The organism is Pseudalkalibacillus sp. SCS-8 (assembly GCF_040126055.1).
GTDB lineage: Bacteria > Bacillota > Bacilli > Bacillales > Fictibacillaceae > Pseudalkalibacillus > Pseudalkalibacillus nanhaiensis.
Map to the genome: position 1 here is coordinate 788,692 of NZ_CP143541.1, position 14,625 is coordinate 803,316.

At 43.9% G+C, this 14,625-nt stretch carries 16 protein-coding genes and 1 other annotated feature; of the genes, 9 read left to right on the forward strand and 7 right to left on the reverse strand.

Features of this window, described 5'->3' with window-relative positions; translation table 11 throughout:
• Nucleotides 1-12: 12 nt before the first annotated feature.
• Nucleotides 13-549 (forward strand): GNAT family N-acetyltransferase, encoded by a 537-nt coding sequence (locus tag V1497_RS04055; protein WP_349409693.1) that lies wholly within the window; start codon nt 13-15, stop codon nt 547-549.
• Between the two features lie 21 nt (nt 550-570).
• Here the strand turns inward: V1497_RS04055 and V1497_RS04060 are convergent, their stop codons facing one another.
• On the reverse strand, nt 571-1,140 hold the full coding sequence (locus V1497_RS04060) for an MEDS domain-containing protein (protein ID WP_349409694.1): 570 nt from the start codon (nt 1,138-1,140) through the stop codon (nt 571-573).
• A 151-nt stretch (nt 1,141-1,291) separates the two neighbouring features.
• Between V1497_RS04060 and V1497_RS04065 the strand changes: the two genes are divergently transcribed.
• The 3 genes from V1497_RS04065 to V1497_RS04075 all read left to right on the forward strand — a co-directional run bounded on the left by V1497_RS04065 (nt 1,292) and on the right by V1497_RS04075 (nt 3,167).
• Nucleotides 1,292-1,465: a hypothetical protein gene (locus V1497_RS04065; RefSeq protein ID WP_349409695.1), complete on the forward strand. Its 174-nt coding sequence runs from the start codon at nt 1,292-1,294 to the stop codon at nt 1,463-1,465.
• A 174-nt stretch (nt 1,466-1,639) separates the two neighbouring features.
• Nucleotides 1,640-2,929, forward strand: coding sequence for a M48 family metallopeptidase (locus V1497_RS04070; RefSeq protein ID WP_349409696.1), 1,290 nt, complete (start codon nt 1,640-1,642; stop codon nt 2,927-2,929).
• A 79-nt stretch (nt 2,930-3,008) separates the two neighbouring features.
• Entirely contained in the window at nt 3,009-3,167 is a 159-nt protein-coding gene (locus V1497_RS04075) for a hypothetical protein (protein ID WP_349409697.1), read from the forward strand.
• Nucleotides 3,168-3,208: 41 nt separating this feature from the next.
• On the opposite strand, the gene proS is transcribed toward V1497_RS04075, so the two are convergent.
• On the reverse strand, nt 3,209-4,639 hold the full coding sequence (proS, locus tag V1497_RS04080) for a proline--tRNA ligase (RefSeq protein ID WP_349409698.1): 1,431 nt from the start codon (nt 4,637-4,639) through the stop codon (nt 3,209-3,211).
• A 260-nt stretch (nt 4,640-4,899) separates the two neighbouring features.
• Nucleotides 4,900-5,119 (reverse strand) — a binding site (T-box leader).
• 161 nt (nt 5,120-5,280) lie between these two features.
• Between proS and V1497_RS04085 the strand changes: the two genes are divergently transcribed.
• The gene (locus tag V1497_RS04085) at nt 5,281-5,847 is read left to right on the forward strand and encodes a peroxiredoxin family protein (protein ID WP_349409699.1); all 567 of its coding nucleotides are present in this window, start codon (nt 5,281-5,283) and stop codon (nt 5,845-5,847) included.
• Between the two features lie 130 nt (nt 5,848-5,977).
• On the opposite strand, the gene V1497_RS04090 is transcribed toward V1497_RS04085, so the two are convergent.
• The 3 genes from V1497_RS04090 to V1497_RS04100 all read right to left on the reverse strand — a co-directional run bounded on the left by V1497_RS04090 (nt 5,978) and on the right by V1497_RS04100 (nt 9,645).
• Nucleotides 5,978-7,309 (reverse strand): DUF2254 domain-containing protein, encoded by a 1,332-nt coding sequence (locus tag V1497_RS04090; RefSeq protein WP_349409700.1) that lies wholly within the window; start codon nt 7,307-7,309, stop codon nt 5,978-5,980.
• Between the two features lie 79 nt (nt 7,310-7,388).
• Entirely contained in the window at nt 7,389-8,729 is a 1,341-nt protein-coding gene (locus V1497_RS04095; RefSeq protein WP_349409701.1) for a DUF2254 domain-containing protein, read from the reverse strand.
• Between the two features lie 91 nt (nt 8,730-8,820).
• The gene (locus V1497_RS04100) at nt 8,821-9,645 is read right to left on the reverse strand and encodes a CAP domain-containing protein (protein WP_349409702.1); all 825 of its coding nucleotides are present in this window, start codon (nt 9,643-9,645) and stop codon (nt 8,821-8,823) included.
• A 272-nt stretch (nt 9,646-9,917) separates the two neighbouring features.
• Between V1497_RS04100 and V1497_RS04105 the strand changes: the two genes are divergently transcribed.
• Entirely contained in the window at nt 9,918-10,559 is a 642-nt protein-coding gene (locus tag V1497_RS04105; protein WP_349409703.1) for a hypothetical protein, read from the forward strand.
• A gap of 89 nt (nt 10,560-10,648) precedes the next feature.
• Here V1497_RS04105 and V1497_RS04110 read toward each other — a convergent pair whose 3' ends face one another.
• The gene (locus V1497_RS04110) at nt 10,649-10,735 is read right to left on the reverse strand and encodes a YjcZ family sporulation protein (RefSeq protein ID WP_349410743.1); all 87 of its coding nucleotides are present in this window, start codon (nt 10,733-10,735) and stop codon (nt 10,649-10,651) included.
• 304 nt (nt 10,736-11,039) lie between these two features.
• Between V1497_RS04110 and V1497_RS04115 the strand changes: the two genes are divergently transcribed.
• Nucleotides 11,040-11,270 carry a hypothetical protein gene (locus tag V1497_RS04115; RefSeq protein WP_349409704.1) on the forward strand — a complete coding sequence of 77 codons (231 nt, stop codon included), beginning with the start codon at nt 11,040-11,042 and terminating at the stop codon, nt 11,268-11,270.
• A gap of 213 nt (nt 11,271-11,483) precedes the next feature.
• Nucleotides 11,484-12,218: a C39 family peptidase gene (locus tag V1497_RS04120; protein WP_349409705.1), complete on the forward strand. Its 735-nt coding sequence runs from the start codon at nt 11,484-11,486 to the stop codon at nt 12,216-12,218.
• Between the two features lie 70 nt (nt 12,219-12,288).
• On the opposite strand, the gene V1497_RS04125 is transcribed toward V1497_RS04120, so the two are convergent.
• Nucleotides 12,289-12,759, reverse strand: a complete 471-nt coding sequence (locus V1497_RS04125; protein WP_349409706.1) for a hypothetical protein — start codon at nt 12,757-12,759, stop codon at nt 12,289-12,291.
• Between the two features lie 353 nt (nt 12,760-13,112).
• On the opposite strand from V1497_RS04125, the gene hutH reads away from it, so the two are divergent.
• Complete coding sequence (hutH, locus tag V1497_RS04130; protein WP_349409707.1) at nt 13,113-14,618, forward strand: histidine ammonia-lyase; 1,506 nt, start codon at nt 13,113-13,115, stop codon at nt 14,616-14,618.
• The last annotated feature ends 7 nt before the right edge of the window (nt 14,619-14,625 follow it).

A 14,625-nucleotide genomic window follows, 5' to 3' on the forward strand; every position in this document is an offset into this window, starting at 1 on the left:
GGGAAACGGATTATGGCTCAAGTTCAACTGGTTAAACATAAATTAGAATACAGTGAAAGGATCTACGAACTGTCCTCAGCACCTCAGGTGAAAGATGCTTTAGCGCTTCCTGATGGGACGGTAGCGGATACGAAACGATTCATTGCCTCGATCCTCCAGGAAGAGGACGAAGGGAAGACGGTTTCAAGATTGATTCTTGATGAAGAGCAGCGTGTCATCGGAATTACGACATTAATGTTTATAGACCGGGAAAACAAATCATGCCATATCGGTACATGGATCGGTCACGAATACTGGGGAAAAGGGTATAACCAAGTCTCAAAGGTTGCGATGTTACGTATCGCCTTTCAGGAGTTGGGGCTGCAATATGTCTTTGCTGGTGCGAGAAAGACAAATACACGTTCTCAAAAAGCCCAGGAGAAATTACCTTTTATCAAGCTCCATGTTGAAGAGGAGTTTCCTGAGGAGCATCTGGCTTTAGAGAAAAAGGAACAACAGCCGTGTGTACTGCATGTATTCAAGAAAGAGGATTTCCAACAATACTTTTAATAGAAAACACGCCTAGAATCTTTAGGCGTGTTTTTTGGGTCGGTATTGTTGCGACTCAATGAATTCATCTTCGGATAGTACATAAGGGTGGGTTTCCATTAATAGCGTTTTTAGATGATTAGGCATCAGTTTTTTCTCATAAGCGCAAATCAATGGGAACGAATATTGATGCACAGCTTTATCCACAATACGTTCAAAATCCTCTATGATATGGAGTGGACCTTCCAATGATGACCATTCCACGTGTGCCCAGGATCGGAATGGTAACTCTTTATCTACGTAGGGCTGAACCACTTTATTGAAGTACTGTACAATGGCTGGCGGGTGATAACTGCCGCTTGAAAAATAGAAATCGAAATTGTTTACGCGATGGACGTATTCCAACTGGTCATTCGTCAACCGGTTGTCCAATTCCTTTTTAATCATATGATATACAGGGTCATTTTCAATAAGGATCACGAAATCTCCAACAGATATCCCCTCTTCAATAAAACGGACGACTTGTTCAATATAGTTCTGCATATTTTCATATTCATAGAGCACATGAACGGTTCTTTTTTCCTCAAATAACTGGCTCATCTTCCTTGTCAATTTCATCACCCCTTTGATCTGAAAATCCCCCTATAACAAACATTCTAGGAAAGAAGTATAATTCCTTTATTAATTTAAAGCGATGCGGACCTGGTGAATCTTTTCCATAATAAAATCGTATGTAATAGTGAGATCAGAATCAGGGAGGTTAATGTTGGATACCAAAAAACTTCATTACATAATTGCAATCGTTACATACCCGATCACCATGCTGCATTTCTTGTTTACCCCTTACACAACAGAGGATCGAATATCTGGAATCGTGTTTTATACGGTTGCTTTTGCAGTGTATGTAGGACTCGTCCGATTGTTCTGCAAGAAATGATCTGTTGCTCTGAAGCAGCAGATTTTTTTATGGAGGAGTGTTTTCTGCAGGGTCTTCTAAATTTTTTAGGTAAAGCTTATGTGGCTAAATAGGATAAACTTAAGAGTAGAACGGTTCTAAACGTGGACAACGCTCATTACAATAATAATGGACAAATCCGAGAGGGGTGAAGATATGAAAAAATCAATGTGGATCGGAGCGGGGTTCATATTGTATGCCGCCTTGATATCATGGTATCTATTCCTGGGTGCGGACACATCGATTCCAACTCAATACGAAGGGACTGAAGCCGATCCATCGGTATTCATGACGGAACGCCAATTAGAGCTGAGCCATGATTTCTCGCGCATAAAACAATGGTTATACTTCCTATCTGTTCCATTTGAGTGGCTCATTTATCTTATTGTATTGGGTGTTGGACTTTCGAAGTGGTTCAGAAATCGTGCCAGTGAGGTTACGCGTTTCCGAATCGTCCATAATGCGATTTATGTTGTGCTGCTTTCGTTGATCGCTTTCCTATTGACCTTACCAATAAATTATTACAGTTATACGGTTTCACTCGATTATGCAATCTCAGTCCAACCGTTTGCTGATTGGATGAGGGATAAAGTCATTTCCTTCTGGGTCAATGTGTTATTCTTGTTCGTTATCGTACAAACCTTGTATTGGCTAATGAACAAATCGGAAAAACGCTGGTGGTTGTATGGCTGGCTGTTATCCGTTCCGTTTACGTTATTCATCTATTTCATCCAGCCGGTTTGGATCGATCCCCTTTACAATGATTTCTACCGTTTAGAAGATAAAGCTTTGGAAGAGAAAATCTTAGCGTTAGCAGACAAAGCGGACATTGAAGCAGACCGGGTCTATGAAGTGAATATGTCGGAAAAGACGAATGCTTTGAATGCATATGTGAATGGCATCGGCTCGAACCTGCGCATCGTTCTCTGGGATACGACCCTCGAAAAGCTGAGTGATGAAGAGGTCCTCTTCGTCATGGCGCATGAGATGGGGCACTTCGTCAAACACCACCTGTACTGGAATCTGATCGGATCGATCGTATCCTCCTTTTTTGGACTATGGATCGGATCGAAGCTTTTTGCCGCGATGATTAGGCGATGGGGAAAACAGTGGGGTGTAGAGAAGCCGACGGACATAGCATCACTACCAGCCCTTTTGCTCGTATTCTCCGTGTTGGCATTCCTGGCGAGTCCTGTAGAGAATGCCATATCAAGGAACGCTGAGCGTTCTGCAGATGATTACGCAATCCAGATGACAAAGGATCCCGAGGCGGCAGTCGGGTCTTTCCAGCAGCTTGCTGTATCTGGACTTAGTGAAGTTCATCCACCTTGGCTCGTAAAAATTTTCTTGTATGGGCACCCGACGATGCTTGAACGGATCACGTTCCTGGATCAATGGGAGGAAAGGGTAATCAATGATGAACAGGATATGGATGAGGAGAAATAGAAAAGAATCCTTCACATGTTTTCAGGTTCAGAAAGAGGGGAATATCCACATGTAAGAACCTGATGAGAGGGGTGATCCTATGGATCGTCACGATGAAATGGATGTGCGCGAGAGGAAGGTTGAGAAGAAAGAGGATTCCAGTATGGTTGCATCAACCTTTATCAAGTACGCGACTTACTTGATCATCTTTTTCGGCATACTGTATTTCCTCATCAACTATATACTTCCGAAGTTCTAATAAAGAAGGCACCCGATCGGGTGCCTTTTTTAGTGGGGCAATTAATACGCCTTTGCCCAGTAGACCATGTGCTCTGCTTTTTCTTTACAGCAGACACATTCATCAGATAAATGCTCTTGTTCAAATGGGATGCAGCGGGAGGTTGCAGATGTCTTCTCCTTGATTTGATCTTCGCAGGAGGTTTTGCCACACCACATAGCCTTGATGAAGCCTTGTTGCTCATTCAGCTTCTCTTCAAATTCTTCGAAGGTCAGGGCGACGGACGTGCGTTCATTACGGAGCTCCACCGCTTTGTTGAACAAGTTCTGATGGATGTCCTCTAACAATTGGGATAGCGTCTGATCAAGCTCCGCCATCGGCACGAATTGCTTTTCTCCTGTATCACGTCTAACGAGTACAACCTGTTCTTTTTCGATATCTTTCGGACCGACTTCAAGACGGACTGGGATTCCCTTCATTTCATATTCGTTGAACTTCCAGCCCGGCTTTTTGTCACTAGCATCGATGCCGACACGGAAAGATTCTGCAAGTTTCTCTTTCAAGTCATAAGCAAAATCAAGGACCCCTTCCTTATGCTGAGCGATTGGGACAATCATCACTTGTGTTGGTGCGACCTTTGGTGGGATGACAAGCCCGCGGTTATCGCCGTGGACCATAATCATTGCCCCGATGATACGAGTGGTCAATCCCCAGGATGTTTGATGGACATACTGGAGATCGCCGTTTTGATCGGAATATTGAATGCCGAATGCCTTCGCGAAACCATCACCAAGATAGTGGGAGGTACCGGACTGGAGTGCTTTCCCGTCATGCATGAGGCTTTCAATCGTGTACGTGAAATCAGCACCTGCAAACTTCTCTTTTTCAGTCTTTTTCCCTTTGATGACTGGGATCGCTAAGGTGTTTTCGCACAATTCGGCGTAGACGTCCAGCATCTGGGTCGTTTCTTTCTGAGCATCTTCGGCATCAGCATGGCACGTGTGTCCTTCTTGCCAAAGGAATTCAAGCGTTCTCAGGAAAGGACGGGTCGTTTTTTCCCATCGGACGACATTCGCCCACTGGTTGTAAAGCTTAGGTAGATCCCGATAGGAATGGATGATGTTTTTATAGTGTTCACAAAACAGGATTTCGGATGTTGGACGAACACAAAGGCGTTCTGTCAACTCCTCCTCACCACCATGGGTGACCCAAGCAACCTCAGGCGCGAACCCTTCAATATGATCCTTCTCTCGTTGGAGCAGACTTTCCGGTATGAAAAGTGGCATATAAACATTTTCATGACCCGTTTCCTTGATGCGTCGGTCCAATTCATTCTTGATATTTTCCCATAATGCATACCCGTATGGACGGATAATCATCGATCCACGAACGCTCGAATAGTCAATCAGATCTGCCTTCTTGACGACATCGGTATACCACTGCGCAAAATCCTCTTCCATTGCGGTAACATCTTGAACAAATCCTTTACCCATTATCATCACCTCATCATTTTTATTAAAAAGAGTGCGTTTTTTGTCAAGCTCTTAAAACAAGGCTCTTTTAAAGAGCAGTGCTGATGAACAGCTTCAGGCGGACGCTTTCCGCGGGCAACGCTTCAGCCTCCTCGAACTCGTTCTGCGGGGTCTTCAGCTGTTGCTTTTCCCGCTGGAGTCGCCGCCTTACGCTTCTGTTTTCTTTGAATATCAATACTAAATGCTAACTGAGCCAAAATAAAAAAGCCTTGATCCCCTAAAAAAGGGACCAAGGCTTGGCGGTACCACCCTACATTCATGAAGCGTTCAATGCTTCATGCTCTCAAACGGATAACGGTCCGGCAACCGCTGTATCTTAGTATGTAATCGATACAGAACTCGAAGGCAGGTTCAAATGGCGGTCAATGGAAGCCTTGCACCAGATGGCTTCCTCTCTAAAAATGACTTCTCCATTTTACTAGTCCTTTTCATCGCTTCAGTTTTGATATGTAATATATGATGCTTTTTCCTTTTTGTCAAGAGAATATCTACAGGATGCCCATGAAGAAAGAAATTTATAAGAATTCGGGGAGCTTGTTCATTTTTGTGACGTTTACGACCTATATATAGTAATGGAGTAGGAAAAAAGGGGAGGATGTATCGTGCAACGTCGGTTGAAATTTACCGTGCTTATCGGACTGATTATGATCCTGGGGGCATTGGCGTGGGTGGTTCCGAGTAAGACCGAGCAATCAAAACAACGAGTGGATGCCATCAACGCGTCTGCTGATGCAGTGCCAGTCATTGCGCAGATGGGGAAGCAGGCCCCTGATTTCAAGCTGAAGGATTTGTCCGGCAAGGATGTCCAATTATCTGACTTCAAGGGGAAGACGGTCGTCTTGAATTTCTGGACTACTTGGTGTTCGTATTGTAAGAAAGAGATTCCTGAGCTGATCAATTTTCATCTTTTGCACCAGAAAGAAAATGTGGTCGTCCTCGCGGTCAATTTAAGTTCGGAAGAGGAAAATGTTGAGCAGGTTTCGTTTTTTGCCGAAGAATTTCAAATCCCGTTTACGGTTCCATTGGATCAGGAAGGAACAGTAGGTGAGGCGTATCAGGTATTCATGATTCCGACTACCTACATCATCGGACCGGATGGCTTGATTCAAAACAAGATTATGGGACCAGTAAAACTCGATCAGCTTGAGCAGCAGCTGAAATCGGAGTAACGAAATGACCATTGGCGAGTAAATCGACCATTTCGGATAGTGAATGCCGAAGATCGGATAGTAAATACTCAATTTTGGATAGTAAACACAAAAGTTCGGATAGTAAATGCCCGATTTCGGACAGTAAACGTCACAAATGATAGTTCTCTTTTGTATGTCCAGTTTGTTTTGCAAGTTCATCGAGCTTGCTGTTCAAATAGATGTAATCGAGATCAATGAGGGCTGAACGATCGATTCCGGAGCCGACAGCTTTAGCGAACTTCCAAACAGCCTCCTTCAATGGACCTTCACTCTTCTCGGCGATCATTGTCAAAGCATCAATAATCGTAGCGATGACTGAAACGTCCTGCCTGCTGTAAAAGCGGATCTGATAAAAGGTTTTGTAAAGCACATGGGCGAATGTCGTGGTTTTCAAGATGACCCTCAAATTCTTCTCACGGTCATAAAGGTAGGGTTCTTCCATTGAGCGTTCGGCAAGGCGAGCAAGGATTTTCCCAAGCCTCTGGATACAATTGATTGCTGTTTGAGGATCATTGATACCAGGTGAAATCGCACGTAAGGCGATTTCCGTCAGCTTTTGGATGCCGAATTCAAGATCCTGTTCGGTTGTCCGCTGGCCCCCGATTTGGATGTGCTCGATGTACTCATCAATGTGATAGGAACCGTCACTGAGAGACCAATAGGTAAATAAGCCGGTTCCTTCATCCACATAATCACCGATCTTTTTGTCCAGACGGATGAGGAGATCGTCCTCTGCCGCTTTTTTCACAAAAGCATCAATGTCAATGAATTGGATGAAGCCTGAACGTTTGGAGGAAGCAACGCGATGGACACTCATCTTCAGCTCGTCGCTTTCCCAGCTTGACCAAGGCGAAGTTTCAGATGCATTCAAGTGGGCTTTGCCTGCTTCCTTCGTTTGTAAAATGGCTAAACAGTTATCCGTAATGTCCTGGATCAGGTTGCTCACTTGGATCCAATTCCCGACATGATGAATGAAATAGACGAAAAATCCTAAACAAATCGCAGAGAGCAGGACAGATAAAGTAGGGACAAGCATGAACATCGGCTGATCCGAAATGTTCATCCATAACAGTACAAGCACGAAATACAAGAAAGAGCCGATGAATATGCCGAGCACCCTTCTTGTCACCGTGTCGCTGATGAAGTTCGTTAGCGTTCGTGGAGAATATTGGGACAGGTAAGTGGATAGCAAGACCATGATGGATGAGAAAGTGATCGCCGTCATCGTTAAAATCGAGGTTGCTAAAGCACTTAAAATAACCCTTGTGTTCTCACGGTCCGTCACCATGAACCGAGGAAATTGATCTTGAGCACCGACGCCAGCAAGAAAATGATCCATTTCAACGGAGGCGTACGCAAGCAACAGGGCGAAAACACTGTAAAATGCCGGGAGATACCAAAAGCTTTTGTGGATTTTACGGAACATCGGTTTGATATACATCGTCTCGCCACCTGTTGATTATTGTCCATATTCTTCCACGTTATGTCCCATTCTATTACGCACTACAATCCAGGTGACCTTATATTTTAATCTGTTCAAAATCCTCCTCACAGCCGACTGAACTGGCGATCCGTTTGATTTTTTCGTTGATGAAATCCTTGTCCCACTCGAGAAGGACACTTTTCTCGATACCGTCGATGAAGTATAACGTAAAATCCCAAATCGCTTTATGGATGGCACGGTCATCCGTCCGTTCAATGATTCCATGTAAAACAGATAAGGTCGATGCACAGACAGAAACATCCTCTTTGGCATAATGGCGCAGCTGGTAGAACGCTTTATATAAAAGCTCTCGATAAGTCTGGATATCAATGATGGCCCTGAGTTTGTCGTCCTTATCATAATAATAGGGGCGAGGGAATGAAATGGCTCCCAATTCGGCAAGGATGGAACCGATTCGATTGATGCTGTTGATGGCCGTGTGTGGATCATTGATGCCGGGCGAAATCGCACGCAATGCAATTTCAACGAGCTTCTGGATGCCGAATTCCACGTCTTGGACTGTGTTCCGTTCTGTACCGATGACGAAATATTCATTGTATCGTTCTTGATACGTTTCCTCTTTATCTTTTGCACCGATGATGGAATATAACGGTGTATCCTTCAGGATGTAGTCTCCGATCCGTCTTTCCGCTTTTATGACGTCATCATTTTCTTGAGCCTTTTCAAGGATGGATGGGAGCTTGATCATTTGCAGGTATCCTGCAGAATCTGCCGTAATGGTCAATTTTTCAGACTGATCCATTTCATCAGCTTCGTAACGCCCTTGGAATTTTTCACTCTTCGTACTGTTATCGAGTAGATGAAAGCTTTCATTAACAGTCTTTAATGTACGTTCCAGAATTTTATCAATCAGGTTATTCACTTGGGTCCATGTGGCGACATGATGAATGAAGAAAACGAAGAACCCGAGTGAAACGATCGCCCAAATTACCGCAATACCGGGGGCGATGAAGAGCTTCTTATCACTTACATCCTTTAAAAATAACAGGATGAGTAATGCATAAATGAATGCGCCAGTAAATACGCCGAGTACACGCTGGGTGACCACATCGCTGATGAAATCCTGTAACGTCCTTGGCGAGAACTGGGAGGAGTAGGTAGTGAGTACGACCATGATGGATGAGAAGGTGATGGTCGTCATCGTCAACACCGATACTGCGATGGCATTCAATAATGTTTGGCCCAGTTTGACGTCCGTAAGCAAGGCATCTGGTACGTACTGGCTGATCATCTCGATTGTCACGTTCTTTTCGATTACGATGCTTACGATGGAAAGTAAGAGTGCGAGGGTTCCGTAGAAGGATGGAAGGAACCAAAAGCTGTGTCTGAATTTTATCCAATATTCATTGATTTTCATGTGCTTCATCCTTTGCGTTCTATATCCTTCTTATTCCCAAAAAGAAGAAGCATCAACCCAAATGGGTGATGCTTCTTCGTGAACATTCAACTTACCCTGTGAAAGCTTGTGTGAACATTTTGCCGTATGGTCCGCCATCAACGATACCAATACCGATCTTCGTATATTGGCTGCCAAGGATGTTGGCACGGTGACCATCAGAGTTCATCAGGGATGTGTGTGCGCCTTGAACAGAGCTGTTTCCAGCAATGTTCTCTCCAGCCGTATTATATTCGATTCCGAATTGGTCCATCATTTCGAAAGGAGAACCATATGTCGGTGAATTATGGCTGAAGTAATTGTTGTCAATCATGTCTTGTGATTTGACACGCGCCATTTTCGTCAACTCAGGATCTGCCTTCAACGGCGCAAGACCTGCTTTTTGACGCTCTTCATTGACGAGATTCAGCATTTGCTGTTCATCTGCAGTCAATTGGAATTCAGCTTTAGAAGATGTTTCATTTGTTTGCTTTTGTTCAGGCTGTGGTTGTGGCTGAGGTGCAGCCTTCTGCTCTGGAGCAGGTTGCTCTGCTTTCGGTTGCTCTTCTTTTGGTGCTGGAGCAGGCTGCTCAGCTTTCGGCTTTTCAGCTTCTTCTTTCGGAGCTGGCTCTTTCACTTTTGGTTGTTCAGCCTGTTTCTCTTGTTGCTGCTGATCCATGTTTGTATTTTGAATGTCTGTATTCAGTTGGATGTTGTATTTCTTAAGGATGTCCTGGATGAACGTATTCACTTGCTCCTGGTCAATTTGGCCTTGACCGTATTGTTTATAGACATGTACTTGTGCATCTGCTTGCGCTGTTGAAGCTTCACTGATTCCAGCGTTTGCTCCAATAATTGAAGCAGATAGTAGAGAAGTAACAAGAATTTTCTTAATCAATGTTCCTACCTCCTAATTTGTGGTTACATAAACACGTTTCGGCTTAATCGCCATTCAGGTGGGGGTTAGGAAACATTTGGAAGGTATAAGGAGGGACACTTTATTACATAGGGAGAAGAGGTCAAACCAAAATCGAGGTTTTGCAAACTCCAAATGATTTTTACGAACCTGTAGCCCTTATTGAGGTATCATTATATTGATTTATGAAACGAAAACAGGAATCTTGGTACGAAGACTATATGTAAGATGGTGAATTAGAGGAGGGGTTCAGTTTGTATCCTGAACTTATGAAATATAAACAAATCAAGAAACAATACGAGGACCAATTGAACAAGTTGAAGTTGGAGCAAAAGGACTTGGAAGAAGAAAAGGAAACCATGCTCGAGGAGTATGAGAAGCTTTTATCACAGATCACTTCGCATCAGAAGGCGAATTCACCGGAACGTGTCAGCTTGACTGGGTTGAAATCCGAAATTCAGCAATTGACGGAAGAGCTTGGTGATGTGATGGAGGAAAGCTCACATCTCTCCAGATCCCAAAAGGAACGACTGCATGAATGGATGAAGCCATTACGTGAAGGGATGGATCGTGAGGTGATGGCGGCTAAACAGCACCTGAGACTTAAAAAAGAGGAATTTCAGCGATATCGGATGGAATTGTTATTGCTCTTGCAGCAGGTATATGAAATGGAGGACTATATCCAGGACATCCATTATTCCTATACAGAGGCTTGTAACGAATACCTTTCCGAGCAGGATAAAAAGACCCTGCAGCTGCAAGCCATCAATGTAAGACGGGAAGCGAAGCATATGCTCTCAGAGCTTCAACAGGATCTTGATTATGTAATGAAGAATGGGAAGACCCCTGAATGGTTCCAGGAAAAAGTGAAAGCCACAACTGGGGGGGAGTTGTGACTTTCGTCCGTACAGGATTGGAAGGGTAATAGTGAATTACTTGTAGCGTTCGCAATTAACTATTTAGACATAGGGGAAGTACAATAGGATTAACATACAAACGCTGTACCTACTATTAATAACAAGATAAACAATACTACGATTAACGCAAATCCGGCATCGTAAGAGTAACCCATGTTAACCCCCCCATCGAAACATGTCTCCAGTGAGAGTTTCCTCACAATACTACAATATGCGTCGGAAGTGGGGTTGTATGGACAAGTGAATTAGGACAATAATGGAATTTTCGCTTAGGAAAAGCCTAGTTCTTGAATTCGCGTATCGAGCTGACTTGGAGAACCCTATGAACGAGGCTTCTTATGTACTATAGCAATATATCGATGTCTAGGCCTATATGCCCTTTTTGCTTAAAAATGTTTCGTTTTCTTCTTATACGTGAATAGTTATACTAACAAACATTTCACAAAGGGGAGACATCTAATGAAACAAATCATTACTGGAATTGCATTGATTGCTTTAAGTTTTGTCAGCTTTAACTGGTGGGACGCAGTAGTGGGGTCAGCTAGTATCGCGGAAGCGCAATCTTCTCTTTTCGTATACATATTGCCTTATGCACTATCGTTCGTTTCAGGGATGATCGGAATCACATTCGTGCTCAATGGAATAAATGAAGTCCGAGCAAATCAATCGAAATTCGAAGAAACAGCCTGATAAAAAGGGCTGTTTTTATTTTGTGTTAGAAAGAAGAATTCATTCAATTCCCTTTTGCCAATTTTGGCTTATGACTAAAGAAATGGGAGAAGCGGTCGATATAAAGGATAACAAAACAGAAGGTTATTGGCGTATTTACCAGTAAGACATACGATTCGTCTTCTCTGACTACGGTTACGCTAAACATACATCCCAAGAAAATGGGGTATGATAATGAAGAAAACGTCGACAATTTTAGTCATTGCCGCACTTCTCACAGGATGTTCAGATTCAATAACGGTTTCGAAAAAGTCGTTCGAATCGGCTTCGTACGTCAATTATTCAGAAACACAATCCACGGTAAAAAGCCAAATGAAGCTGAATGCACCTTTGGTCAAACAGCTGCCTGAGTTGCCAAGAGGTTGTGAAGTGACCAGTCTTTCCATGCTGTTGCAGCATGCAGGGGTCAATGTGGATAAGATGACATTAGCGAAGCAGGTCAAGAAGGATCCGACTCCTTTTACGAGAAAAAATGGGCAAGTTTACTTCGGAAATCCAAACCATGGATTCGTTGGAGATATGTACACGAAGAGAAATCCTGGATATGGTGTCTATGATCAGCCGATTGCTGAACTCGCAGAGAAATACCTGCCAGGTAGAATCATCAACTTGACAGGCTCTTCATTCGAAGATGTCATGAAGCATGTGGAAAATGGAAAGCCGGTCTGGGTAATCAATAATACAACCTTCTCCCGTTTACCTGATAAGTATTGGGAAGAGTGGAACACACCACAAGGGAAGGTGAAAATCACGTATAAGGAGCATTCGGTCCTTATTACGGGATATGATGAGCGTTACATTTATTTCAACGACCCTCTTCTAGGGATCAAAAATCATAAAATTCCAAAGCAACAATTCCAGCAAGGCTGGGAGCAGATGGGAAAAAGGGCCGTCACGTACAAGGATTGATTCTGTCATGTCGGTTCATAAAAAATAAGAAGGCTGTCCGTTCATTAAAGTAACGGGCAGCCTTTTTTGGTTAGTGGTTGTTTGTCTGTCTGCTGAATCGAGAAAGTTGGACCCTTATAGATTCCTTCACTTCTTCAGATTCCGCGGTTGCATAGGAATCAAGAAGCTCGTTGATCTGATCCTGCCGGATACCATTGCTCCACATCACATAGGATCGGTATTCGGTACTCTTCAAATATCTTCGCAGCATGTTGTATTCCGGTCCGAAATAATAAGTGAGATCGCAATGGAACTCGTTGAAGTCCTTCAGATCGACAGCAAGGATGGTGTCATCGAGCAGATACATGCTGGATTGCTTCTTCCTCATAAGGATCGGTACGGCATAAAGTTCGTTATCTTCTAATACACCATGAGCAGTCGGTAAGAATAAGTAGGGTGTGTGATCGATATCGAACCCTACGAAAAAGTCAGCAGCGGATTCCTGAAGAGTAGGCTGTCGCAACATTGTACATTGAACCATTAATCGTTGAGTATCAATCATTTCGGTTCCCCCTCAATTTTTCGATTAAGTATCAACAGAATGTCCACATACACGGCCTTTTATACACACAATTGGAAGTTTAATAGAATTCAGATACAGGGCTTGTCCGACTTTGGATTGACATTGACAAATGATTGAAAGAACCTTTACACTAAAGATACTATTAAAGAATTAAGAAAATTATGAAAGAAGTTGACCAATATGCGAGATTTATTTTTGCATTGGATTCCGACATTCATGAGACAAATGATGGATATAGAGCCGTTGTCCTTACAGCAGTAAGGGGCAACGGCTTTTTTAATTGTGGATTTTATCTCGCTAAATTGGTAGTGCATTAGGAAGGGGGAATCATCTTGATAACGTTGACAGGAAATACACTCACCCTGAAAGACATCTATCACGTTCTATATGAAGGGGAAGAAGTCCAAGCCTCAAAAGATAGTCTTGAAAATGTAAAGGTGAGCAGGAGGTCGGTCGAAAAGATCGTATCCGAAAACCAGGTTGTTTATGGCATTACCACTGGTTTTGGAAAAATGAGCGATGTCTGGATTGATCATTCGGAGGTGGAAGCACTTCAGCTTAACCTGATCAGAAGCCATGCCTGTGGCGTAGGGGAGCCATTTCCAGAGGTCGTAAGCCGAGCGATGTTGCTTTTACGAGTAAACGCATTATTGAAAGGGTTTTCAGGCGTAAGAGTGGAAGTCATTCAGCAATTGATTGACTGTCTCAATAAAAAGATCCACCCGATCGTCCCGCAGCAGGGTTCTCTCGGAGCAAGCGGAGATTTGGCGCCATTGTCCCATCTCGCCCTCGTTTTGATTGGGGAAGGAGAAGCCTATTACAAAGGAAGCCGCATGTCAGGGAAAGAGGTCCTTGAAAAAGAAGGCTTAGACCCGATTGTACTGAGTGCAAAGGAAGGCCTGGCTTTGATAAACGGTACACAGGCGATGACAGCGATGGGAGTCGTTGCATACCTGGAAGCCGAGAAGCTCGCCTATCAGAGTGAACTCATATCGGCTATGACCTTGGAAGGATTGAGGGGGATCTCCGATGCCTTTGATGAAGATATCCACTTTGCTCGGGGGTATCCAGAGCAAGTCGGTGTCGCCCAACGGATCCGCATGTACATCAAGCAAAGCGGGCTTGTGACGAGCCAAGGGGAAATCCGCGTCCAGGATGCCTATTCGTTAAGGTGTATCCCGCAGGTACATGGGGCGACGTGGCAAACGTTGAATTATGTAAAAGAAAAGCTTGAGATTGAAATGAATGCGGCGACGGATAACCCGTTAATCTTCGACCTTGGAAAGAAGGTCATCTCGGGTGGTAACTTCCACGGTCAGCCGATCGCGCTGGCGATGGATTTCCTAGGAATCGCCATTGCTGAGCTTGCCAACATATCGGAACGGCGGATCGAGCGGATGGTGAATCCACAGCTAAGTGACTTGCCTGCCTTCCTTTGTGCCAACCCAGGTGTCGAGTCAGGCGCGATGATTCTACAATACTCGGCTGCGTCTCTCGTTTCAGAGAACAAGACGTTAGCTCACCCGGCGTCAGTCGATTCGATTCCATCCTCCGCAAATCAGGAGGATCATGTGAGCATGGGGACAATCGGCTCAAGACATGCGTATCAAATCATCCAAAATACAAGGAATGTGCTTGCAATCGAGTGGTTTTGCGCGATGCAGGCCGTCGACATCAGAGGAGTCGACAAGATGGCACCTCGCACAAAGAAAGCCTATGAGCTGGGCAGAAAACATGCCGAAAGCATTACAGGCGATCGAGTATTCTCGACGGATATCGTAACCCTTTCAAATCAAATGAAAGAAGGTTCATGGAACGGAATTTTGATTGAACAATAAAATTCTA

What these genes read in the sequence shown, in the direction of transcription:
- V1497_RS04055 (WP_349409693.1), top strand. Translation starts at nt 13, where the DNA reads ATGGCTCAAGTTCAACTGGTTAAACATAAATTAGAATACAGTGAAAGG.
- V1497_RS04065 (WP_349409695.1), top strand. Translation starts at nt 1,292, where the DNA reads ATGTTGGATACCAAAAAACTTCATTACATAATTGCAATCGTTACATAC.
- V1497_RS04070 (WP_349409696.1), top strand. Translation starts at nt 1,640, where the DNA reads ATGAAAAAATCAATGTGGATCGGAGCGGGGTTCATATTGTATGCCGCC.
- V1497_RS04075 (WP_349409697.1), top strand. Translation starts at nt 3,009, where the DNA reads ATGGATCGTCACGATGAAATGGATGTGCGCGAGAGGAAGGTTGAGAAG.
- proS (WP_349409698.1), bottom strand. Translation starts at nt 4,639, where the DNA reads ATGGGTAAAGGATTTGTTCAAGATGTTACCGCAATGGAAGAGGATTTT.
- V1497_RS04090 (WP_349409700.1), bottom strand. Translation starts at nt 7,309, where the DNA reads ATGTATATCAAACCGATGTTCCGTAAAATCCACAAAAGCTTTTGGTAT.
- V1497_RS04095 (WP_349409701.1), bottom strand. Translation starts at nt 8,729, where the DNA reads ATGAAAATCAATGAATATTGGATAAAATTCAGACACAGCTTTTGGTTC.
- V1497_RS04110 (WP_349410743.1), bottom strand. Translation starts at nt 10,735, where the DNA reads ATGGGTTACTCTTACGATGCCGGATTTGCGTTAATCGTAGTATTGTTT.
- V1497_RS04115 (WP_349409704.1), top strand. Translation starts at nt 11,040, where the DNA reads ATGAAACAAATCATTACTGGAATTGCATTGATTGCTTTAAGTTTTGTC.
- V1497_RS04120 (WP_349409705.1), top strand. Translation starts at nt 11,484, where the DNA reads ATGAAGAAAACGTCGACAATTTTAGTCATTGCCGCACTTCTCACAGGA.
- V1497_RS04125 (WP_349409706.1), bottom strand. Translation starts at nt 12,759, where the DNA reads ATGATTGATACTCAACGATTAATGGTTCAATGTACAATGTTGCGACAG.